At 67.3% G+C, this 20,345-nt stretch carries 22 protein-coding genes; 9 read left to right on the forward strand and 13 right to left on the reverse strand.

Annotated features, from left to right (window positions below; genetic code table 11):
* The first annotated feature begins 78 nt into the window (after positions 1-78).
* Complete coding sequence (uvrA, locus tag AC5RUF_RS00550) at positions 79-2,550, forward strand: excinuclease ABC subunit UvrA (RefSeq protein ID WP_494129439.1); 2,472 nt, start codon at positions 79-81, stop codon at positions 2,548-2,550.
* 38 nt (positions 2,551-2,588) lie between these two features.
* On the opposite strand, the gene AC5RUF_RS00555 is transcribed toward uvrA, so the two are convergent.
* The gene (locus AC5RUF_RS00555) at positions 2,589-2,990 is read right to left on the reverse strand and encodes a ClpX C4-type zinc finger protein (RefSeq protein ID WP_494129358.1); all 402 of its coding nucleotides are present in this window, start codon (positions 2,988-2,990) and stop codon (positions 2,589-2,591) included.
* Between the two features lie 108 nt (positions 2,991-3,098).
* Here AC5RUF_RS00555 and AC5RUF_RS00560 point away from each other — a divergent pair, with 108 nt between their 5' ends.
* On the forward strand, positions 3,099-4,445 hold the full coding sequence (locus AC5RUF_RS00560; RefSeq protein ID WP_494129359.1) for an MFS transporter: 1,347 nt from the start codon (positions 3,099-3,101) through the stop codon (positions 4,443-4,445).
* A 40-nt stretch (positions 4,446-4,485) separates the two neighbouring features.
* Here AC5RUF_RS00560 and AC5RUF_RS00565 read toward each other — a convergent pair whose 3' ends face one another.
* Positions 4,486-4,971, reverse strand: a complete 486-nt coding sequence (locus tag AC5RUF_RS00565) for a PGPGW domain-containing protein (protein ID WP_493997096.1) — start codon at positions 4,969-4,971, stop codon at positions 4,486-4,488.
* Positions 4,972-5,095: 124 nt separating this feature from the next.
* Between AC5RUF_RS00565 and AC5RUF_RS00570 the strand changes: the two genes are divergently transcribed.
* The 3 genes from AC5RUF_RS00570 (at position 5,096) to AC5RUF_RS00580 (ending at position 6,694) form a co-directional block, all read left to right on the forward strand.
* Positions 5,096-5,557 carry an SAM-dependent methyltransferase gene (locus AC5RUF_RS00570; RefSeq protein ID WP_493997097.1) on the forward strand — a complete coding sequence of 154 codons (462 nt, stop codon included), beginning with the start codon at positions 5,096-5,098 and terminating at the stop codon, positions 5,555-5,557.
* Between the two features lie 100 nt (positions 5,558-5,657).
* Complete coding sequence (locus tag AC5RUF_RS00575; RefSeq protein ID WP_494129440.1) at positions 5,658-6,170, forward strand: GNAT family N-acetyltransferase; 513 nt, start codon at positions 5,658-5,660, stop codon at positions 6,168-6,170.
* Positions 6,167-6,694 (forward strand): GNAT family N-acetyltransferase, encoded by a 528-nt coding sequence (locus tag AC5RUF_RS00580; RefSeq protein ID WP_493997098.1) that lies wholly within the window; start codon positions 6,167-6,169, stop codon positions 6,692-6,694. The genes AC5RUF_RS00575 and AC5RUF_RS00580 overlap by 4 nt, the downstream gene beginning before the upstream one ends.
* A gap of 67 nt (positions 6,695-6,761) precedes the next feature.
* Here the strand turns inward: AC5RUF_RS00580 and AC5RUF_RS00585 are convergent, their stop codons facing one another.
* Complete coding sequence (locus AC5RUF_RS00585) at positions 6,762-8,582, reverse strand: immune inhibitor A domain-containing protein (RefSeq protein WP_493997099.1); 1,821 nt, start codon at positions 8,580-8,582, stop codon at positions 6,762-6,764.
* Positions 8,583-8,785: 203 nt separating this feature from the next.
* Here AC5RUF_RS00585 and AC5RUF_RS00590 point away from each other — a divergent pair, with 203 nt between their 5' ends.
* From AC5RUF_RS00590 to AC5RUF_RS00600, 3 genes are all read left to right on the forward strand, one after another.
* Positions 8,786-10,582 carry a bifunctional metallophosphatase/5'-nucleotidase gene (locus AC5RUF_RS00590; protein WP_494129360.1) on the forward strand — a complete coding sequence of 599 codons (1,797 nt, stop codon included), beginning with the start codon at positions 8,786-8,788 and terminating at the stop codon, positions 10,580-10,582.
* The gene (locus AC5RUF_RS00595) at positions 10,575-11,180 is read left to right on the forward strand and encodes a hypothetical protein (protein WP_494129361.1); all 606 of its coding nucleotides are present in this window, start codon (positions 10,575-10,577) and stop codon (positions 11,178-11,180) included. The genes AC5RUF_RS00590 and AC5RUF_RS00595 overlap by 8 nt, the downstream gene beginning before the upstream one ends.
* Positions 11,181-11,290: 110 nt before the next feature.
* Positions 11,291-11,587, forward strand: coding sequence for a GlsB/YeaQ/YmgE family stress response membrane protein (locus AC5RUF_RS00600; protein WP_494129362.1), 297 nt, complete (start codon positions 11,291-11,293; stop codon positions 11,585-11,587).
* 94 nt (positions 11,588-11,681) lie between these two features.
* On the opposite strand, the gene AC5RUF_RS00605 is transcribed toward AC5RUF_RS00600, so the two are convergent.
* A complete protein-coding gene (locus AC5RUF_RS00605; RefSeq protein ID WP_493998357.1) occupies positions 11,682-11,942 on the reverse strand; it encodes a hypothetical protein in 261 nt (86 codons plus the stop codon).
* Between the two features lie 109 nt (positions 11,943-12,051).
* Entirely contained in the window at positions 12,052-12,480 is a 429-nt protein-coding gene (locus tag AC5RUF_RS00610) for a GNAT family N-acetyltransferase (RefSeq protein ID WP_493998358.1), read from the reverse strand.
* A gap of 72 nt (positions 12,481-12,552) precedes the next feature.
* On the opposite strand from AC5RUF_RS00610, the gene AC5RUF_RS00615 reads away from it, so the two are divergent.
* The gene (locus tag AC5RUF_RS00615) at positions 12,553-13,053 is read left to right on the forward strand and encodes a DinB family protein (protein ID WP_493998359.1); all 501 of its coding nucleotides are present in this window, start codon (positions 12,553-12,555) and stop codon (positions 13,051-13,053) included.
* Positions 13,054-13,126: 73 nt separating this feature from the next.
* Here AC5RUF_RS00615 and AC5RUF_RS00620 read toward each other — a convergent pair whose 3' ends face one another.
* From AC5RUF_RS00620 to AC5RUF_RS00655, 8 genes are all read right to left on the reverse strand, one after another.
* Positions 13,127-13,645 carry a GNAT family N-acetyltransferase gene (locus tag AC5RUF_RS00620; RefSeq protein WP_494129363.1) on the reverse strand — a complete coding sequence of 173 codons (519 nt, stop codon included), beginning with the start codon at positions 13,643-13,645 and terminating at the stop codon, positions 13,127-13,129.
* Between the two features lie 56 nt (positions 13,646-13,701).
* A complete protein-coding gene (locus AC5RUF_RS00625; RefSeq protein WP_494129364.1) occupies positions 13,702-14,124 on the reverse strand; it encodes an SRPBCC domain-containing protein in 423 nt (140 codons plus the stop codon).
* Positions 14,125-14,251: 127 nt separating this feature from the next.
* Positions 14,252-14,806: a hypothetical protein gene (locus AC5RUF_RS00630; RefSeq protein WP_493997965.1), complete on the reverse strand. Its 555-nt coding sequence runs from the start codon at positions 14,804-14,806 to the stop codon at positions 14,252-14,254.
* A gap of 51 nt (positions 14,807-14,857) precedes the next feature.
* Entirely contained in the window at positions 14,858-16,189 is a 1,332-nt protein-coding gene (locus tag AC5RUF_RS00635) for an HRDC domain-containing protein (RefSeq protein ID WP_494129365.1), read from the reverse strand.
* A gap of 75 nt (positions 16,190-16,264) precedes the next feature.
* A complete protein-coding gene (locus AC5RUF_RS00640) occupies positions 16,265-16,888 on the reverse strand; it encodes a DUF3000 domain-containing protein (RefSeq protein ID WP_493997968.1) in 624 nt (207 codons plus the stop codon).
* A gap of 122 nt (positions 16,889-17,010) precedes the next feature.
* Positions 17,011-18,093, reverse strand: a complete 1,083-nt coding sequence (locus AC5RUF_RS00645) for a threonine aldolase family protein (protein WP_494129366.1) — start codon at positions 18,091-18,093, stop codon at positions 17,011-17,013.
* A gap of 35 nt (positions 18,094-18,128) precedes the next feature.
* Positions 18,129-18,911 (reverse strand): SDR family NAD(P)-dependent oxidoreductase, encoded by a 783-nt coding sequence (locus AC5RUF_RS00650; RefSeq protein ID WP_494129367.1) that lies wholly within the window; start codon positions 18,909-18,911, stop codon positions 18,129-18,131.
* The gene (locus tag AC5RUF_RS00655) at positions 18,908-20,317 is read right to left on the reverse strand and encodes a DUF6421 family protein (RefSeq protein ID WP_494129368.1); all 1,410 of its coding nucleotides are present in this window, start codon (positions 20,315-20,317) and stop codon (positions 18,908-18,910) included. Before AC5RUF_RS00655 ends, AC5RUF_RS00650 begins: the two co-directional genes overlap by 4 nt.
* Between the last annotated feature and the right edge of the window lie 28 nt (positions 20,318-20,345).

The following is a 20,345-nucleotide window of genomic DNA, read 5'->3' on the forward strand; positions in this document are numbered from 1 at the left end:
CCGGCTCGGTAGTGTCGAATGGTGAGCATTCCTAATCCTTCAAGCAGCCCCAGCACCTCCGATGCGGCACGCAGCGGGATGGTGCGAGTCCGTGGAGCGCAGGAAAACAATCTGCGCAACGTCGACGTCGAGATCCCCAGAGATGCGATCGTTGCCTTCACCGGAGTCTCAGGCTCCGGCAAGTCTTCCCTCGCCTTCGGCACCATTTACGCAGAGGCGCAGCGGCGCTACTTCGAATCGGTGGCACCCTATGCCCGCCGGCTCCTGTCCCAGGGCCACAACCCCAAGGTCGAGGAGATCTCCGGACTGCCGCCCGCCGTCGCACTCCAGCAGCGCCGCGGCGCGCCCAGCTCCCGCTCCACCGTGGGCACCCTCACCACGCTCTCGAACTCCATGCGTATGCTCTTTTCCCGCGGCGGCACCTACCCGGCGGACGCCGAGCCCGGCAGCCTCGACTCGGATGCGTTCTCGCCCAACACAGCCGCCGGCGCCTGCCGGGAGTGCTCCGGGTTGGGTATTGCGCACACGGTCACCGAGGAATCCCTGGTTCCGGACCCGTCGCTCACCATCCGCGACGGCGCCATTGCCGCCTGGCCGGGTGCCTGGCAGGGGAAGAACCTGCGTGACATTCTCATCCACCTGGGCTACGACGTCGATGTGCCCTGGAAGAAGCTGCCGAAGAAGGACCGGGACTGGATCCTGTTCACGGACGAGCAGCCGGTGGTGACGATTACGCCGCAGCGGGACCGGGTGGCCAAACCGTACAAGGGACGCTTCTGGAGCGCCAAGAGCTACGTAATGCACACCCTGGCCGATTCCGGCAGCGCCCAGATGCGCGAACGCGTGCTGAACTTCATGGTTTCGGGTCCCTGTCCGGTCTGCGGCGGCGCGGGCCTGCGTCCGGAGGCCCTTGCCGTGACCTTCGCCGGCCGCAATATTGCCGAGCTGAACGGCGCCACCCTGGCCGAACTGGCGGAGATCATCCGCCCGACGGCGGAACTGAAGTCGGCGGGCACCGCGTCCCGTGCGGCGGCCTCCAATGAAAACACCGAGGTGGCGGTGACCATCACCCGGGACCTGCTCGGCCGGCTGGAGGTGCTCATCGGGCTGGGCCTGGGGTATCTGAGCCTGTCCCGTGCCACTCCCACCCTCTCACCGGGGGAGATGCAGCGCCTGCGCATCGCCACCCAGTTGCGTTCGGGCCTGTTCGGGGTGATCTACGTGCTGGACGAACCGTCTGCGGGACTGCACCCGGCCGACGCCGAACCGCTGCTGACCGTGCTTCAGGAGCTGAAGGACGCCGGCAACTCCGTGTTCGTGGTGGAACACAACATGGACGTGGTGCGCAGTGCGGAATGGATTGTCGACGTCGGGCCGCAGGCCGGCGACGGCGGCGGTACGGTCCTTTACAGCGGTCCTGTGGCCGGTCTGGCCCAGGTCGGGGAAAGCGCCACCCGTCCGTTCCTGTTTGGCCAGGCGCAGACCGCCGACCCGGCCCGGCGGTCCCCGGAGCGGTGGCTCAGCCTCAAGGGCATCAGCCGGCATAACCTGCGTGATCTGGACGCCGACATCCCGCTGGGCGTGCTGACCGCCGTGACCGGTGTGTCGGGCTCCGGCAAATCCACACTGGTCAGCCAGGTACTGGCCGAAACGGTGGGCAGCCAGGTCAACGGCGTGGCCCCGGAACCGGAAGAGGAGACGGAAGAGGGGGACCGCGAGCCGGGTGCGCGGGTGCGCAGCATCCAGGGCCTGGAGCACCTGGACCGGCTGGTGCGGGTGGACCAGCGGCCGATCGGCCGCACCCCGCGTTCGAACCTTGCCACGTACACCGGGCTCTTTGATGCCGTCCGCAAACTGTACGCCGGGACTGACGAAGCCCGGAAGCGCGGTTACACCGCCGGCCGGTTCTCCTTCAACGTGGCCGGCGGGCGGTGCGAAACCTGCCAGGGTGAGGGGTTCCTCGCCGTTGAACTGCTCTTCCTGCCCGGAACCTACGGACCCTGCCCGGTCTGCCACGGTGCGCGCTACAACGAAGAGACACTGCAGGTGACCTACCGCGGCAAGTCGATTGCGGACGTCCTGGCCATGCGGGTGGAAACCGCCGCCGAATTCCTGGCCGATGTCCCGGCCGCGGCGCGCAGCCTGCAGACGCTGCTCGACGTCGGCCTGGGCTACCTGCGCCTGGGCCAGCCCGCCACCGAGCTCTCCGGCGGCGAGGCGCAGCGGATCAAGCTGGCCACCGAACTGCAGCGTGCCCGCCGCGGGCACACGCTCTATCTGCTGGATGAGCCGACCACAGGGCTGCACCCCCAGGACGTGCAGCTGCTGCTGCGCCAGCTCAACCGGCTGGTAGATGCCGGGAACACCGTGGTGGTGGTGGAGCACTCCATGAACGTGGTGGCGTCTGCGGACTGGGTCATCGACATGGGGCCCTCCGGCGGGGAAGAGGGCGGCCGGATCATCTGCGCCGGCACCGCCGCCGAGGTGGCCGCCTGCGACGCGAGCAAGACGGCGCCGTACCTGAAGGCTGCACTGAAGACGCTGGGCTGACGGCCCAATCGTGTCCGGTTGGTGACGGGGCGGCGGCGTTATTGCCCGCCGCTGTCCCGGAACCGTTCCCAGGCTGACTGCCGGGTCATGCCCAGGGCTGCGCCGATGGCAGCCCAGCTGATGTTTCTCTGGCGCGCTGCGCCCACCCAGCGGGCCAGATGGTCTTCAACCTGGTCCCGGGCCGCGGCCACCTGCGGGAGGCGGTTTAGCAGTTCGTCGTTGTCCAGGCCCTCCCAGGGGGTGCCGGGCAGCGGGTCCGGACCGGATACCGGCCGGGCATCAAACATGCTCAGTGCGGTGGAAGCACAGTCGCGGCAGATGGCGGCGGTGGGCGCCGTGGCCAGGACGCCGGTTTCCTGCCGGGAGCGAAGGCAGAACGAACACATAAACGGCTGGCCGCGGAGGTCGCCGGTGTCTGCTGCGGGGAGCTCGGGTGGCATGCGCCCAGTCTATGCATCTTGCCTGCCTCTTGTTTTGTCAGGAAACGCCTGACAGGATGGCGGCAGTCCGGGGCGGCCCCGCGACCGGCGCGGGGGAAGGTTTCAATGATGGCAGAGCAGAGGTCCGGCGATACGGCGGGTGGCGCCCGGATGGTGAAGCAGGCCCCCACCACTGATCCATCCGGGCCGGCCCCCGCATCCGGGGGGCGGGGCTTCCGGTTCCTTCTGTGCACTGCCGCTGCCGAGGGTGTGGGTGACGCAGTGACGCGTACCGTCCTTCCTATCCTGGCGGTGGCGGTGTTGGGGATGGGGCCGGGATTCGTGGGGGCACTGAACGCCGTCGGCATTGCCGCGTTTGTGCTCCTGGGCGTCCCGATCGGAACCTTGGTGGATCGACGCAGACGGCCGGGCACCGCCATGGGTGCCGCCTCACTGCTGCGCTGCCTGGTGCTCGTCGCACTGGCCGCGGCTGCGTTTAACGGGTGGCTGTCGGCGCCGTTGCTTGCCGGAGCGGCTCTCCTTATCGGGGTGGCGGACGTAGTGTTCACCACGGCGCAGACCACATTGATTCCCGTTGTGGCCGGCGGGCGGGGACTCAAGCATGCATATTCACGCCTGGCGATTACCGGTCAGGCGACGTCGGCCGGAGCGGCGGCGGGCGCCGGGGCCGGCCTTGCCCTGCTGGGGATGCCGCTGGTCCTGGCGGTGACGGCAGCAGCCTACGCCCTCTCCCGGCTGTTCCAATTGGGCCTGCCGCGCAGTGTGGGCGGGGAGTCATTGCCGGAAGCAGGTCAGGGGGACACCGCGGGCACCGCGCAGGGTGCCCGGGAAGGACAGAGGCGACGGCGGGGACCCGGACGGCAGGGCTTTGCCCTGCTGCGGCATTCGCCGGCGCTGCGGGCGCTGACACTCAGTGCCTGTCTGACCAACGCGGCGGCCATGGTGGGCAACACCGTCCTGCCCGTCTACGTGCTCCGCGATCTTGCCCTTGCGCCCGCGTTGTACGCCGTGCTGGGTGTTTTTGCCGCAGTCGGGGCGGTCCTGGGGGCAGCAGCGGCGCCGCGGGTCAGCGGGCGGTTTGGGCTGAGGGGAACCCGGTCGGGAGCTGCGCTCCTGTCCGTACCGGCGGTACTGCTGGTCGCAGCCTGTACGTGGCTGCCCGGCCCGGAGATGCTGTGGCTGGCCCTCGAGTTCTTCCTATGGTCCTTTCTCATCTCCGTCTCAGCCGTGGCCGGGTCTGAGGTCCTCCCGCGGACGGTCCCGTCCGGGCAACTGGCAACGGTGGCGGCCGCCCAGCGCAGCCTTACGCTTGGGGTGATGCCGCCCGCAGCACTGCTGGCGGGGTTCCTCGCTGCGTGGGCCGGGATGGTGCCCGTGTTCTGCCTCTGGGTCCTCCTGGCCGGTACGGCTGCGGTCCCGATCCTCCGGACAGCAGTGCTGCGGCAGTTCCGGTGACGGCCCGGCCGGGCAGGGGCGATGCGTCTCGTCTGGGACGTCAGCTAACCGGTGGGGAACCGCCGTCGCCGCTTGGCCCCGCCCGCCGGGGCCTGCGGAAGCGCACATAGCTGTAGGCGATGAGGGCCAGGCCGATGCACCCGGAGACGATCAGGGTTGTCCCTGTGACCCATCCGCCGGGCAGCCACCAGGAATCCCGAAGCGGCCACCACTTCGGTACCTGTCGCCAGATACCCCAAACGACGCCGGCTGCCATTACTGCCAGTGCGCCGCACACCGTTCCCGTAATCCGTGGCCAGGTCTGAACCCCCTGCGCCGCGGCCCGGAAGGCACGCACCCGGACAGGATGCAGCCAGCGATGGGCCCAGGCGTAGCGCAGGGACAGGACGGCCAGCCCGGCGACGATCATCAGCAGGCCCGGGCCGGGGAGCACCAGCGCGGCCAGTCCCAGGACAACAAGGGTCCATCCGGCTACTTCGATGCCGGTGCGGCGCAGCCATGCCGGTATCCGTTCGGTGCGCGTCATGGATCCAGCTTTTCATATTGCTGGACCGGGGAGGAGCCCCGAGGGCTGCCGTCACGGATTACCCCGTGCTTGCTGCCGCATGCCAGACTGCTGCCCATTAGCAGGCAGAGGGGAAGGAAGAACAATGGAGTTCCGGGTAAAGGCCGTGGGGAAAGTATCCTCCAGCCGCAGCGAGGTCCGTGATGACGTCTGGGACAGCGAAACCGCCGTCATTGACCTGGACCCTGAGGTCTTCACTGACGAAGCCCTGTGGGGTGTGGACGGATTCAGCCACGCCGAAATCGTCTTCCTGTTCGACCGGGTCCCGGAAGACAAGGTGGAGTACGGCGCCCGCCGGCCCCGCGGCAACCCCGACTGGCCGCTGGTGGGCATCTTCGGCCAGCGCGGCAAGAACCGGCCCAACCGGATCGGAACCACGATCGTGCGGATCGTTTCGGTGGATGGCTTGTCGCTGAAGGTGTCCGGACTGGACGCCGTTGACGGCACGCCTGTACTCGACATCAAACCGTTCATGACGGAGTTCGGGCCGCGGGGAACGGTAGTGCAGCCGCAATGGGCGGCGGAACTGATGCAGGGCTACTGGTAGCGCCGGCGATGGCCTGCGTCAGCTTTCCGTGCGGACCGGGTTAGGCTGGGGCGTGCTTACCGACCCGCTTCCCGCCATCACGCTGCTGCACGGCGTCGGCATGAAGCTGATGGCGGCGTCCGACGCCGCTGCGCTCGCCGACGCGTACCGCCGTAACCGCGCCTACCTGGCCCCGTGGGAGCCGCTGCGCGAGGACTCCTACTTCACCGCCGCAGGCCAGGAGACGGCCATTGCCACCAAGCTGGCGCTTTATGAAGCGTGCACTGAAGTGCCCTGGGTCCTGGCCGATGGAGACCGGATCATCGGAACCGTCACCCTCACCGGGATAGTCCGCGGGCCGTTCCTGTCCGCCAATCTTGGCTACTGGGTGGATGCCGGGTACGCCGGCCGGGGCATCGGCACCGCCGCCGTCGCCGCCGTCGTCGAAACGGCACGGGAACGGCTGGGGCTGCACCGCATCCAGGCGGCGACACTTCAGCAGAACGCAGCGTCACAGCGGGTCTTGGAGCGGCAGGGCTTCGAACGAATCGGTCTGGCGCCGCAGTACCTGAAGATTGCCGGGCAGTGGCAGGACCACGTGCTGTTCCAGCGGATCCTGCAGGGCCCGCTGTGAGCGGGGGACTGCGGGCGGAGCACATCACTACCCCGCGCCTTGCCTTGGAACCCCTGGCGGCGCACCACGCCGGGGACATGGTTCCGGTACTGGGCGGAACTGCCATCTACCGGTATATCGGCGGCACGGCACCGTCCGTGCAGGACCTGACCGCCCGGTACACAGCCCAGTCGGCCGGGTTCTCGCCGGACGGCAGTGAAGCCTGGCTGAACTGGATTATCCGGGAGCAGACCGGGCCGGTCGGCTTTGTTCAGGCCACCGTAGCGACCAACGCCACGCAGCCGACGGCGTATGTCGCCTGGGTGGTCGGCGAAGCGTTCCAGGGCAGGGGGATCGCCACGGAAGCGGCCGCCGGCATGCTCGGTTGGCTGCGCGCCCGCACCGGCGGAGCGGTGGCGGCCTATATCCATCCGGAAAACCGGACCTCGGCCGCCGTCGCCCGCAACCTTGGACTGACCGCCACCGGGCAGATGGATGAGGACGGCGAGGAACTGTGGCAGGATGGCGCCGCCGAAGGGCAGTAAAAAACGGCAGGTGCCGGAGGACTGTCCTCCGGCACCCGCCGCCTTCTGCGCTTCGTGACTGTCCGGGTTAGTTGACCTTGATGGTCATCATGCCCTTCGGGTTGCTTTGGACGACCGTGATCTTGGTACCGGTCCCGGCGACCACTACGCTGCCCTGCGGATTGGCGGCGTCGTAGTAGGCGTTGGGGTTGCTGTCATCGAAGACGGCAATCCCGGGCCGGGACGGCACGTTGAGGGTGGTCATGCCGGCAGCGGTCTCCCGGTGGAGGCTGATGGGATCCGTGGCTTCCTTGCCGAAGGTGGCATCAAAGCTCTGGATGCGGTTGCGCGCCACCGTGCCGTCGGTCCAGCGCAGCGCCTGTGCCCGTGCATCCACCGGCAGGACGAGTCCGGCACCGGGGTGCTGGCTCGTGTTGTTGTTGCGTTGTCCGGCGTTCCAGTAAGTGACCAGCAGACCGTTCTGGTAGGGGAAATGCTCCACCTTGTCCGGTGCGCTCACTGCCCAGCCGAAGTTGTACGGCCCGGTCTGCAGGGTGGCGTCATAGCCGGCGTATTGCCGGTTCTCGGCGATGTAGTACCGGCCGTTGCCCTGGGCGTCCTTGGGCAGGTTGACCACCAGCGCCTGCTGCTTCTTGGTGGCGTGGTAGGACGGGCCGAGCATGTGGGTGGACTTCTGCCCGGCGGTGGCTACCTCGTAATCCAGCCAGCCCAGCTGAAGCTTTTCCCAGGCACCCATGTGGTTGGGGGTGGTGCCAATGGAATCGGTTCCGCGGCCCAGCCACGAACCGGAGCTCATGAGGGTCCAGAACCCGGTGCCGTTGTCGCCGCCGGCTGTGTCGTACAGGTCGGGCAGGCCCAGGTCGTGGCCGTACTCGTGGGCGAAGACACCCAATCCGCCGTTTTCCGGTTCGGTGGTGTAGTCACGGATCCAGACCTTGGAATCACCGATCCGGATGCCGCCGAACGGGTTGCTGGCGGGACCTTCGGTGCCGCGGCCGGCCTGGCCTACGGACCAGCGGTGGGACCAGATGGCCGACGTCGCGGCCCCCGCCTCCTCACCCTCGCCTGCGTGGATGGCCTGGAAATGGTCGATGTAACCGTCCGGCTCATCGAAGTTGCCGTTGTTGTTGTAGTCGTAGCGGTCCCACTGGTCGAAGCCGGCCAGATAGGCGTCAATGTCCGCGGGGCTCTTGCCGGCGGCAATCTGTGCGTCATACCAGGCGTCCGCGGCGTCCTGGACGAACCGGGTCATGTCCTGCTGGCTTTCGGTTTCGCCGTAGCTGGCCGAGTTGTAGGGAACCGTCACCCAGTCGCTGACGTCGCCGCCCACCGTGTAGCGGCCGCTGGACATCTCTTCGTAGAGCGTCTTCAGCGATTCGCCTTCGGGGTCGAAGAACATGTCCATGTAGTGCTCACGGCTGAAGTCCGGAAGCCAGTAGGTGGAGTTGTCCGCACTGCGGTCCGGCTGCGGGATCCCGTTGTGGACCGGGCCGGGCGTTGACGCCGGGAACCGCGGGTCCACCTGGTCGCCGAAGTCGATGAGGAAGGAGAGGATCTGGTCACTGTCCTCCAAACCGTATTCCGCCCACTGGCCCGGAGCCACCTGGACGGATTGCGACCCGCCGCGCTGCTGGACCGGGGCTTCGCCGCGGACTACTTTCTCCACGGCCTGCCGGTTGAGCTCCCGGCGTTCGTCGGCAACCGGATCGGACCTGTCATCGGCCTTTGCGGCCGTTCCGTCTGCGCCCGGGGCGGCGCCGTTGCTTCCCGGTGCCGCAGGTACAGCGGCCGGGGCTGCAACTGCCGCAGCTGTTCCCGGCGCCAGCAGAAGGGCACCGCTGGCCGCCAGCACCGCTACCTTCTGCGCAAATCTGTGTTCGATTGTCAAAGGATCCCCTTATAAAAATGCGTGGTGCGAATGTGAGGTGCACATAAACTATGGGTTTTCGCGTGCCGGGGAACCCGTAAAACACCCCGTTATGCAAAGTGGGGCATAACTGGTGCGTATTTAGCGCGGGGGTCTTCCGCAAACAGCAGATGCGCTGTAAGGGTGCCTAAGGGGACACCCGCACGGACTATGAGGAGTTGTATATGTTTGTATCCGCAGCCGGCCGCCGCAGGGCAGCCGCCGCAGCCGGTACTGCTTTGGCAGTTACACTCATTTCGATGACCCCCGCAGCAGCAGTGCCGCCCGATCACGCGGGCAAGGACCAAAAGACAGCCGTCACGGTCATGGGCACCTCGGACCTGCACGGGTACGTGGAGAACTGGGATTATTTCAAGGACGGCGAGTATGACGACGCCGCCCACAATGACGTGGGACTGGCCAAGATTTCCACCCTGGTGAACTCCGTCCGTGCGGACCGTGGCACCGGATCCACCCTGCTCATTGACGCGGGAGACACCATCCAGGGCACTTCGCTCACCGACTACTTCGCCAACACGGAACCGATCACCGAGACCGGCGAGATCCACCCCATGGCGGCCGCCATGAACGCCATGGACTACGACGCCGCGGCATTGGGCAACCACGAGTTCAATTATGGACTGCCTATGCTGCGCAGCTTCGAGAAGCAGTTGAACTTCCCGCTGCTCGGGGCCAACGCCGTGGATACTGCGTCCGCCCAGCCGGCATTTACGCCGTACATCATCAAGACGGTCAGGACCAAGGGCAACAAACCCGTGAAGGTGGGCATCCTGGGCCTTACCAATCCGGGCGTGGCTATTTGGGACAAGAACAATGTGGACGGACAGTTGGAATTCCCCGGCATTGTGGAACAGGCACAAAAATACGTACCGGAAATGAAGGAACGCGGCGCGGACGTCGTGGTGGTCAGCTCGCACTCGGGCACGTCCGGGCTCTCCTCCTACGGGGAGGAGCTGCCGCTGGAAAATGCCTCCACAGAGCTGGCCGAAACGGTGCCCGATATCGACGCGGTACTGGTGGGACACGCGCACCAGGAAATCCCGGAACGCTTCGTCACCAACAAAGCCACCGGCAGGCAGGTGCTGCTCACCGAACCGCTGAACTGGGGCATGCGCCTGTCCGTCATGGACTTCGAACTGACCAAGGTGAGAGGCCGGTGGAACGTCACCTCGGCGTCGTCGGCTCTGCTCAACGCCAATACCGCGGCAGCAGACCCGGAAATCTCCAAGCTCGTGGCCGAGCAGCACCGCCGCGTCATCGACTACGTGAACACGCCCATCGGCACCGCCACCGAGTCGATGCCCGCGGCCGAATCGCGGTACCGGGACACCGCCGTAATGGACTTCGTCAATACGGTCCAGGCGCAGGCCGTGGACCGGGCGCTCGACGGCGGACCTAACGCGGAACTGCCTGTGCTCTCCCTTGCCGCCCCGTTCAGCCGCACCGCGGAAATCCCTGCCGGGCCGGTGACCATCCGGGACATCGCCGGGCTCTACGTCTTCCCGAACACGCTCTACGCAGTGGAAATGACGGGCAGCCAGGTGAAGGAGTATCTGGAGTACTCCGCCAAGTACTTTGTGCAGACCGCTCCGGGCGTGTCCGTTGATCCCGCCGCGCTGACCAACGCCGACGGGACCCCCGACTACATCTACGACATCATGACCGGGGTGTCCTACGACATCGACATCTCCCGGCCGGTGGGGGAGCGGATCCGGAACCTCAACTTCAACGGTGCGCCGGTGGCACCGGCGCAGCGGTTCGCCGTGGCCACCAACAACTACCGCCAGTCCGGGGGAGGCAACTTCCCGTACATCAGCACCGCTCCCGTCCTGGTGAACCAGCAGACGGAAATCCGACAGCTGCTGATCGACTACGTGGTGGCACGCGGTGCCGTGGACCCGGCGCTCTTCGCGCAAAACAACTGGCAGCTGGTGCGGGACGGAGAGCCTGTCCTTGCGTAGCAGGCACCCCGGTGCGGCTGCCGCAGGGCCCGATCCTGCTGCAGCCGCGCCCGTGATGACGGAACCCGCGGCACCGCGCTACCGGATCGACCCGCTGACCCTCCGGGAGGTGCCGGAGGACCGCGCCGCGGCGCAGGCATGGCTGAGCTGCGGGGCAGGCTCGGCTGCCGACCGGATCGCCTGGCTTCGGATCCTGGGCAGGCTGCCGGAAGCAGAAGCCGCCGCCAGGGCAGCGTTTACGTCGGCAATGGATGAAGCCGGCCCCGGCCGTCCGCCGAGCGGGGTCCTGCCCCTGGCGGCCGTTCTGCCCGGGATCCGGCTGGCCCAGGTGCTGCATTGGAAGGGAGAGGTGGTGCCGGCGCTGCGGTTGCTCGCGCGGACCGGGGAAACCCTGTTCCGTGCGGGTCCGGGAGTGCATTCTGCCCGGGCGTTCCTGCATCAGCACCGCGGAAAGGTACTGCTCGATGCGGGGCACCCGGGCTGGGCGTTGGCGGACTTTCGGCAGGCCCTGCAGCTTCGCACCCGGTCCGGCGCACCGCCCGACCAGGTGGAATCCACCGCACAGGCCATCAGGGAGGCCCTCCGCCGGCTCAAATAGCCTTCGCAGCCCCAAATAGACAGCACGCTTAGGAATTTCCGGCCGGCCGCCTTAGGATTGATGGCAGAACGGACGCGGAAATCCCCGGACACCGCCGGGGTCTCCGTCGCATGTACCACTACGAAGGGACCAGGATCATGATCGGATTCATCATCGCAGGGCTCATTATCGGCGCCCTGGCACGACTGATTAAGCCGGGCAAGCAGAATCTCGGAATCTTCGCGACTCTGCTGCTTGGCCTTGTGGGCTCGGTTATTGGCGGCGTGATTGCCAACCTGTTGGGGACCGGCGAGATTTTCGAACTCAATACCCTCGGGTTCATTGTTGCCGTTATCGCCTCCGTGCTGCTGATCGGCGTCGCCGAGGGCATTGCCGGAAACCGGGGCAAGGGCCAGGTGCGCCGCTAGCCGCTGCGCACTGCCACCGATTAAACCAACAGTCCCGGTCCCCGCTGATATGCGGGGACCGGGACTGTTGCGTTCTTGGTTGAACGTCGGCGGGTTAGACCGCCGCCTGCAGAATCCTGGGTTCTCCGCCGTCTGTTGCGGCGGGCGTTGCCTCCGGTACTTCGACGACGGGTTCCAAGGCGAGCCGGTCCTCGATCTCCGCAGTGAGGGAGAGATAAAAGGCCATCAGGCCTTCAACAACGGGGCCGTCTTCGAGCTGGGTGAAGGCCTGGTCGCAAAGCGTTTCCAGGGCTCCGGTGGTCAGGGTGGTGAAATCGGGATACAGATCGACAGTGGTTAAGTGACTTTGGGTCATGGAATTTCCTAACAGAGGAACCCATGGCTTGCGTCTAAACCAAGGGTTTCCCACCGTAGCCTGTTCGGAAGCCTATGTAAACGCGGAGCTGCTGCACCCGGCGCGGGCCTTAGTCGAAGCGGACGAAGGCGTTCAGCGGGGCTCCCGGAAACTCCGTGGACCGGACGAAGCCGAGCTCCTCGTAGAAAGCACGTTGTCCTGGCTCGTCGTCCGTGAGCAGCACCTTTTGCCGCACGCCGTCGTAAGGCGCCAGCACCAGCGCGGCCAGTTCCTGCCCGACGCCGGAGCGGCGGTGGGCGGGATGGACCAGGATGTCCTGCAAATAGCAGATAGTGGCGCCGTCGGAAATGACCCGTGCCAGCCCCACGAGCTTCCCGCCGCTGTGTGCCACGGCAATAGTCGCAGAACCCGCCAGGGCCCGCAGCAGCGTGCCGGGACTGGCTGTGTAGGCGGTCCACCCGACGGAGTCGTAAAGGTCAAGCACGTCGGCTGCCGCCAGCTGGTCGGCGGCAGCATAGGAGCAGGCATAGTCGGTCACGGGGCCAGCCTAGCCGGACGACGGCGGCGCGCCCGCAGGCGCTCCGCCCGTCGGGACGGATAGATTGGTGCGATGCAGACAGATGAGCGGGTGGAACCGCCCGAGACCGCCGGTGAATGGGAAACTCTGACCGGATTCCTGGACTACTTCCGTGCCACCGTGGTGATGAAGGCGTCGGGGCTCAGCGATGCCGAAGGAGCGCGGCGGCTGCTGCCGTCCCTCACCACCGTCTCCGGATTGGTGCAGCACCTGACCGACGTGGAGGGGTTCTGGTTCCGCGGCCGGATGGACGGTCAGCCGGACGTGCGCACCCGGTGGAGCGCCGAGGACCCCGACGGAGAGTTCCGGGTCAGCGAGCAGGACAGCCTGGCGGAGATCATCGCCGGCTACGAAGCCGCCTGCGAGCAGTCCCGGGAGGTGCTGCAGCGTTACGGGTTGGACGACCGGTGCCGCGGGGGCGGCGGAGAGCAGAACGTGCGGTGGGTGCTGGTCCACATGATTGAGGAGACCGGCAGGCACTGCGGGCACCTGGACATCCTGCGTGAGCTGTTGGACGGCAGCACCGGCGACTAGGTGTAACCGCCATCCGGCCGGACCTGTAAGTTGCTTTGCCCCGGCGGGGAGCCGGTTCCCAAACAGTCCGTCCTCAGGTGCGGATCCAATACCGCATCCGCACCAGGATGCCCCGTTGCCGTTGCCGTTCGTTCCGTTTGGCGCGGAACCCGGACCGCTCGGCCACGGCCTCGCTGAGGATGTTCCCGGTGATGGTCCGCAGCGACACCTTCGGGCAGCCGTTGGTGAGGGCCCAGTCACTCAGGCCGCGGGTGGCCGCCGTCGCGGCGCCCCGGCCCCGGCCGTCCGGAAGCAGCGCGTACATCAGCTCGGGGGTGCCGTCCACGGTGCAGGAAATCCCGGCGGTGCCAAGGATGTCGGCGCCATCGCACAGGGCGTAGCGGGCTGCCAAGGCCTGCGCCCGGGCCTCCGCCAGGCGGACCATCCTCTGCCGTGCCAGCTCGTCGGTGAGGCCGGGCGGGAACAGCGTCCAGCGGATCACGTCTTCGTCCATGGACAGCGCCTGCTCCAGGCGCCAGTCTTCTGCTGTGAGGATACGGAGGGCGAACCGACCGGCTTGAAGCAGGTCGGGGGTGGGAACGGGAAGAGGCATCCGCCATTATGGCTCCCTTCTGCGCGCACGCCCAACCCCTCCGGCACGCCGACGCTTCAGGCGACCGGAAATGATTCCAGCATGGCTTTCAGGCCCGCATAGATGCCCGGTGTGTCGTGGTCCACGGACACAGCGGAGGCGCCGTAGAGGCCGGTGATCCGTACGCTGAGTTCACAGCCTTCGGCGGTCTTTTCCACGGTGTACTCGAGGACTCCGGGAGCTTCGGCCGCTACTGTGCCGTTCCACTGCGGGTTGAAGGTCAGAGCCAGCCGCACCGGCGGCTCCACCGCGAGGACAGTCCCGGTGATCAGGTCCTCGCCTTCGTGGCTCATGGTGTAGTGGCTGCCCTCTGTGAGCGAACCGGTCAGGACCGAGCCGTACATCCAACGCCGGGGCACCCCGGTGGTTGTCAGCTCCTCCCACAGCCGGGCGGGGGAGCAGGCGATGCGGGTCCGGTAAAGCGTTGCGTTGTCACTCATGTGCTGGCCCCCTCTGCTGCGGCGCCGCAGCCGCGGCGTGTCTGCCGCGACGATAGACCACCCCGTGCAGGAACCGCCATACCCTTGGCCCGACCTGTGGACAAGCGGGACCCGGGCCCGGCCGGACCTACGGAACCCGTGGAGAATCCTTGAGCAGGCGGAGTGCGACACGCAGATAGTGTTCCGGAGCCGCGATTTCCAGCACGGCGTCGTCGGCTTGGCAGCGCATGATCCTGGTTCTCGGGCCAAAACGCAGCGCTTCGGGCAGTGTCGGATCCCGGCGGCCGACTTCGACGACGTTCCGCAACTGCACCAGGCCTTCGTCAATCGGTTCGTCCCGGGTGAGGTGGGAGACCGGCGGCCGGTCCGCCGCATGGCCGGTGATGCTCAACTGCTGGTGCGAAGGGACAACGACGGCGCTTCGCCACCGGCCGGACAGTCCCGCGCCGCCGCCGGGAACTTCCCGGAGATAGCAGGCCATCTCACGCGAGTGCCGGAGCCGGCGGGAATGACGCGAGTCGCTTGGACCCATGTCCATCCACGACAGCCAAGCCGGTAAAAACATCAGTACGGCCAGCCACCAGGGCATCTCCCGGAGCACAAAGGCGGAAAGCGCCCAGATGAACGCAGCGTAAAGAAGACCGGCGAGGACCAGGGCAAGCGTTCCGTTTCGACTGGGCACCCGCCGAGTCCAGCGCAGGGACACGGCCCTGTCAATGCGTGGATGCCGGTACTACCTGCGGCGGGTTCGCGAAGCCCCGGCCTGCTCCTCCGCCGGAGCAGGATCCTTCTCTTCCAGGGGCTCGGGATCCAGGAACGCCACGGTAAGCACGGCGGCGGTCTGCCGGATCTGCCACTCGCGGGCACCCAGCTCCCGCAGCGCGGCGCTGACGGTCTCCAGGTTAATGTCGGCGGGGGGCCGCCACGCCAGCCGGCGCAGATGATCCGGGGTCAGCAGGTTCTCCACGGGAAGGTTCAGCTTCTCCGCCAGGGCGGCCAGCCGCGGCTTGGCGGTCTGCAGCCGGGCGGCAGCCACAGGGTCGTTTTTCACCCAGACGCGCGGTGGCGGCGGAGCGTGCGTGGGAATGTGCAGCGGCGGCAGATCCGCAGTGGACCGGGCGGCAGAGATGCAGCGCAGCCAGCGGGGTGCTTCCTTCTGCGCCGCCCGTCCGTGGAATCCCGGGGTCTTGAGCAGCTGCGGGACCGTGGTGGGCATGGCACGGGCGGCGGCAACAATGGCCGAGTCCGGGATCAGGCGGCCGGGTGCAGTATCGCGCAGTTCCGCCAGGTGCTCGCGTTCGGTCCACAGTTCACGCACGGCGGCCAGCTGGCGCCGGTCACGCAGCTGGTGCATTCCGGACGTGCGCCGCCAGGGATCGACCTTGGGCAGCGCCGGCGGAGCGGTGCGGATGGCTTCGAACTCTTCCTCTGCCAGCTCGAGTTTCCCGGCCTCGCTGAGCACCCGGATCAGTTCGACGCGCAGCTCGGCGAGGACTTCGACGTCGAGCGCCGCGTAGCGCAGCCAGGGTTCGGGCAGCGGCCGGGTGGACCAGTCAGCGGCGGAGTGCTCCTTGGCGAGCGAGAACCCGAGCAGGTTTTCGATGACGGCGGCCAGGCCCACGCGGGGCAGGCCGGCCAGGCGGGCTGCGAGTTCGGTATCAAAAAGCTTGTCCGGCCACATGCCCAGCGCCGAGAGGCACGGCAGGTCCTGGGTGGCGGCGTGCAGGATCCACTCGACTCCACGCAGGGCGTCGTTGATGATCCGCAGGTCCCCAAAGGCTTCCGGGTCGATCAGCCAGGTGCCGGCACCTTCACGGCGGATCTGGACCAGGAAGGCCCGCTGGCCGTAACGGAAACCGGAGGCGCGTTCAGCGTCGACGGCGGCCGGGCCGGTTCCTGCGGCAAGGGCTGCGGCGGCCCGTTCCAGCCCGCGGGGGGAATCAATGACCAGCGGCACACCGTCCCGGGGTGTTTCAAGGACCGGAATCGGCTGCGAAGGGTCATCGGCCTCAGCCGGGATGGTGCTGGAGCGATTTTCGGTGGTGCCGGGTATGTGCGCGGTCATAAGGATTCCATTCTACCGAGGAAGCCGGAGACCGCCGACACGGGGAGGCGAAACGCCGCCGATCCGGAACCGGGCTCAGCTGCGGCGACGGCCGGGAAGCGGAGTGACGCCGTCGGGCAGCGGCGGCAACCCGGCAAAGGTGCAGACCATGTCGGACCAGGCTTCCAGGTGGGACTGCACATCGGCGTCGGCGGGGGTCCAGGAGGCGCGCAGTTCAATGTCGATGGAGTCGTCGCGCCCCTCCAGGGTGCCGTAGCTCTCCGACAGGACCCGCGTGGCGGTGCCGCCGGCCATTGAATAGCGGGCTCCGTGCTGCTCCAGCGCCTCCACCAGCCAGGTCCAGGCCACGGAGCCCAGCAACTGGTCATTGCCCATGTCCGGTTCCAGCTCGGCGCGGATGTAGGTCACGATGCGGAAGGTGCCGTTCCAGACCGGCGAGCCGGCCGGGTCGTGCAGCAGGATGAACCGGCCCGTGGCCAGTTCCAGCTGCTCGGGTATCTGGAGCGCGGCCGGTCCGTGCAGGCTGGTGGGGCCGGCCGGACCGGGGGCGAGCACTTCGGCACCGAGCGAGACGGCGTAGGGGGCGAGGCGGGTGGGAGCCGGGATCTCCTCGAGCTTCAGTTCCGGGCGGCACGCGGCACGGCGCATGGCGCCAAGCGCTGTCAGGAATTCCGGGGGCACCTGGGACAGGTCACCTATTGCACTCACCTCCGCAGAATATGGCCTGCGGAACACCCCGGCTGCGGCAGGCTCGCCGCTGTGGCCGTTTCGTTATCTGCCGTCCACCCGGAAGGCCCGGGCGGACGGCAGACAAACGGCGGTCAGTGCGCGGCCAGCGGCGCCGGGTCGGCGGCGACTTCGCGGGCGATGGCTTCGGCAAAGGCATCGACGTCGTCCTCGGAAGTATCAAAGGTGCACATCCAGCGCACCTCACCGGTGGACTGGTCCCAGTCGTAGAACCGGAAGTCGCCGCGCAGCCGGTCGGCAACGCCGGCGGGCAGCTTGGCGAAGACCGCATTGGCCTGGGTGGGCTGGGTGATTTCCACTCCGTCGATCTTCTCGACGGCGGCACGCAGCCGCTGCGCCATGGTGTTGGCGTGCGTGGCGGAACGCAGCCACAGGTCCGTGCCGTACAGGGTGACGAACTGCGTGGAGATGAAACGCATCTTGGAGGCCAGCTGCATGTTCATCTTGCGCAGGTAGTCCAGGCCCGGCGAGGCCTCGGGGTCGAAGGTGATGATGCATTCGCCGTACATCATGCCGTTCTTCGTGCCGCCCAGGGACAGGATGTCCACCCCGGCGTCGGCGGTCATTTCCTTGAAGGAGACGCCCAGGCTGGCCGCGGCGTGGCCCAGCCGGGCGCCGTCCATGTGCAGCTTCATGCCGCGGGCGTGGATGTGGTCGGCAATCGCGGCGATTTCCTCCACTGTGTAGAGGGTACCGAGTTCGGTGGACTGGGTGATGGAGACGGCCAGCGGCTGGGCACGGTGCTCGTCGCCCCAGCCCCAGGCTTCGCGGTCGATCAGCTCAGGGGTGAGCTTGCCGTCCTCGGTGGGGATGCCGAGCAGCTTCATCCCGCCGATGCGTTCGGGGGCGCCGTTCTCGTCAACGTTGATGTGCGCCGTCGTCGGGCAGATCACCGCACCCCAGCGGGGCAGCAGCGACTGCAGGGCAGTGACGTTGGCACCGGTGCCGTTGAAGACGGGGAAGGCGCGGATGCGGCTGCCGAACTGGTCCGTCATGACTTCCCGCAGTTTCGCGGTGTACACATCTTCGCCGTAGGCCACCTGGTGGCCCTGGTTGGCGGCGGCCAGTGCGGCCAGGATTTCGGGGTGGACCCCGGAGTAGTTGTCGGAGGCGAAAGCCTTAATGGTGGTGTCGTGCAGGGGGAGAATGTCAGTCACGGTTCCTAGTATCTCTTACGTTTGTGTAGCGCGGGTCACGCCCCGGAAGAACCTTCGGCGAGGGAGATGCGCTGTCCGTTAATCTGCGCCGCGTCCTGGCCGAAAAGCCGGACGCAGGCGGCGGCGAGGTCCCGCACATCGGTGTAGCCGGGGAATTTCCGCTCCGGAGAGGCCTTGCGTTGCTCCTCATCCACCAGCGCCTTCACCACGAACACGACGGCGGCTGAGTGCTGCGGACCGGGGTTTTCCTTCCGCCCGGACTGGGCCTTGGTGAAGCCCTGTGCGATGGCCCGCACCCAGGCCTCGGCGGCCGCCTTCGCCGCAGCGTAGCCGGCACCGGCCGCCGTCGGGGCGTCCACCGCCGTGGAGGAGACAATGGCCAGCCGTCCGTCGGGGGAAGCTTCCAACTGGTCGTAGAAGCTGCGGCTGACGTTGCGCAGGGTCCGCAGGATGTTGGTTTCGAGGAAGTCCCAGTCGGAGTCCGCCTGGGAGGTGATGCCGGCCCCGGAGCGCCAGCCGCCCACCAGATGGATCAACCCGTCGATCCCGCCGTAGGTTTCCTGCATGTCGGCGGCCAGGGCGGCCACCTGCTCCTGGTCATCGAGGTTGCAGGTGCGCAGATCGGCACGGTTCAGCCGGAAGAGGGTGTTCTCCAGCCGGGCAGCGTCACGGCCGATCGCCACTACCTTGGCGCCGGCCGCGTCCAGTGCCTCGCATACCGCGGTGCCGGAGGCACTCCCGGCACCGGACACCAGGACGGTCCTGCCCTTCAGCAGGGCGGTGTCTTCGGCGGGGGCGGTGCCGGGTTCAGTGCTCATGCCGTGGCGTCTCCTGCGTTGTCACCGGTGATGCCGGAGGTGGATTCGATGACCGGGGCCATCTTCTTGGACAGGGCTTCGTAGAACATGGACAACGGGAACTCGTCATCGAGCACCTGGTCCGTCAGGCCGCGCGGCGGCCCGTCCAGCGGCAGTGCCTGCGGGCCCTGCGCCCAGACCGACGCGGGATGCGGGGTCAGCGTTCCTGCCACAAGATCGTACGCCGCCAGCCAGTGCGCCGTCTTGGGGCGGTCGATGGATCGCCAGTACAGTTCCTCGATTTCGGCGCCCAGGCGGACCACGACGTCGGCGGTTTCCTCCCAGTCGATGCTGAGTTTGCCGTCGGTCCAGTGCAGCACGTGGTTCTGGTGCATCCAGGCGAACAGCAGCTGGCCGCCCAGGCCGTCATAGTTGCACACCCGGCTGCCGGTGATGGCGAAGCGGAAGATGCGGTCAAAGATCACCGCGTACTGGACCAGGCGGGCGTGCCGGCGGGTTTCTTCCGGGGCGTCCTCGTTGCGCTGGATCTTCACTGCTTCACGGAAAGCGGTGAGGTCGCAGCGCAGTTCCTCAAGCGAGTAAAGGAAGTAGGGCATGCGCTGCTTGATCATGAACGGGTCAAAGGGCAGGTCTCCGCGCATGTGGGTGCGGTCGTGGATCAGGTCCCACATGATGAAGGTTTCCTCGGTGAGCTTCTGGTTGTCCAGCAGCTCGGCGGCCTCGGCAGGCAGCTGGAGTGAGGTGATGTCCGCGGCGGCGGCCAGGACCCGGCGGAAGCGGGCGGCCTCCCGGTCGGCGAAGATGGCGCCCCAGGTGAAGGCCGGGGTTTCCCGCACGGCAACGGTTTCGGGGAAGAGCACGGCGGAGTTGGTGTCGTAGCCTGGAGTGAAGTCGAGGAAGCGGATGGGGACGAACAGGCCGTTGGAGTACTCTCCGGCTTCCAGCTCGGCAACGAATTCCGGCCAGATAACCTCGATGAGTACCGCCTCCACCAGGCGGTTGGAGCTGCCGTTCTGTGTGTACATGGGGAAGACCACCAGGTGCGACAGGCCGTTGGTGCGGTGCTGCTGCGGCTGGAAGGCCAGCAGGGAGTCGAGGAAGTCCGGCTCGTTTTCCAGCCCGGCAGCGACCCAGCGCTCAAAGTCGGCCACGACGAGCCGGAGGTACTCGGCGTCGTGCGCGAAGGCGGGAGCCAGCGCCTCCACGGCGGCGATGATAGTCCCGATCAGGTCGACGGCCTTGGCATGGTGTTCGGAATCCACGGAGCCGTTTTTGTTCTGCAGCGGCTGCAGGTCGGTGGCGGCCTGCTTCAGCGCCTGCCAGGCCTCGGTGCGGGCGGGGGCCGAGCCTGCCGGAACGGCGGCGATGGCGGGACGGTTGAGCGGGGAGAAAACGGGGGAGGACATGGTGCGTGCCTTCCTGCGAAGGGCCTTC

The sequence above is a fragment of the Arthrobacter sp. Y3224198 genome, assembly GCF_059090025.1.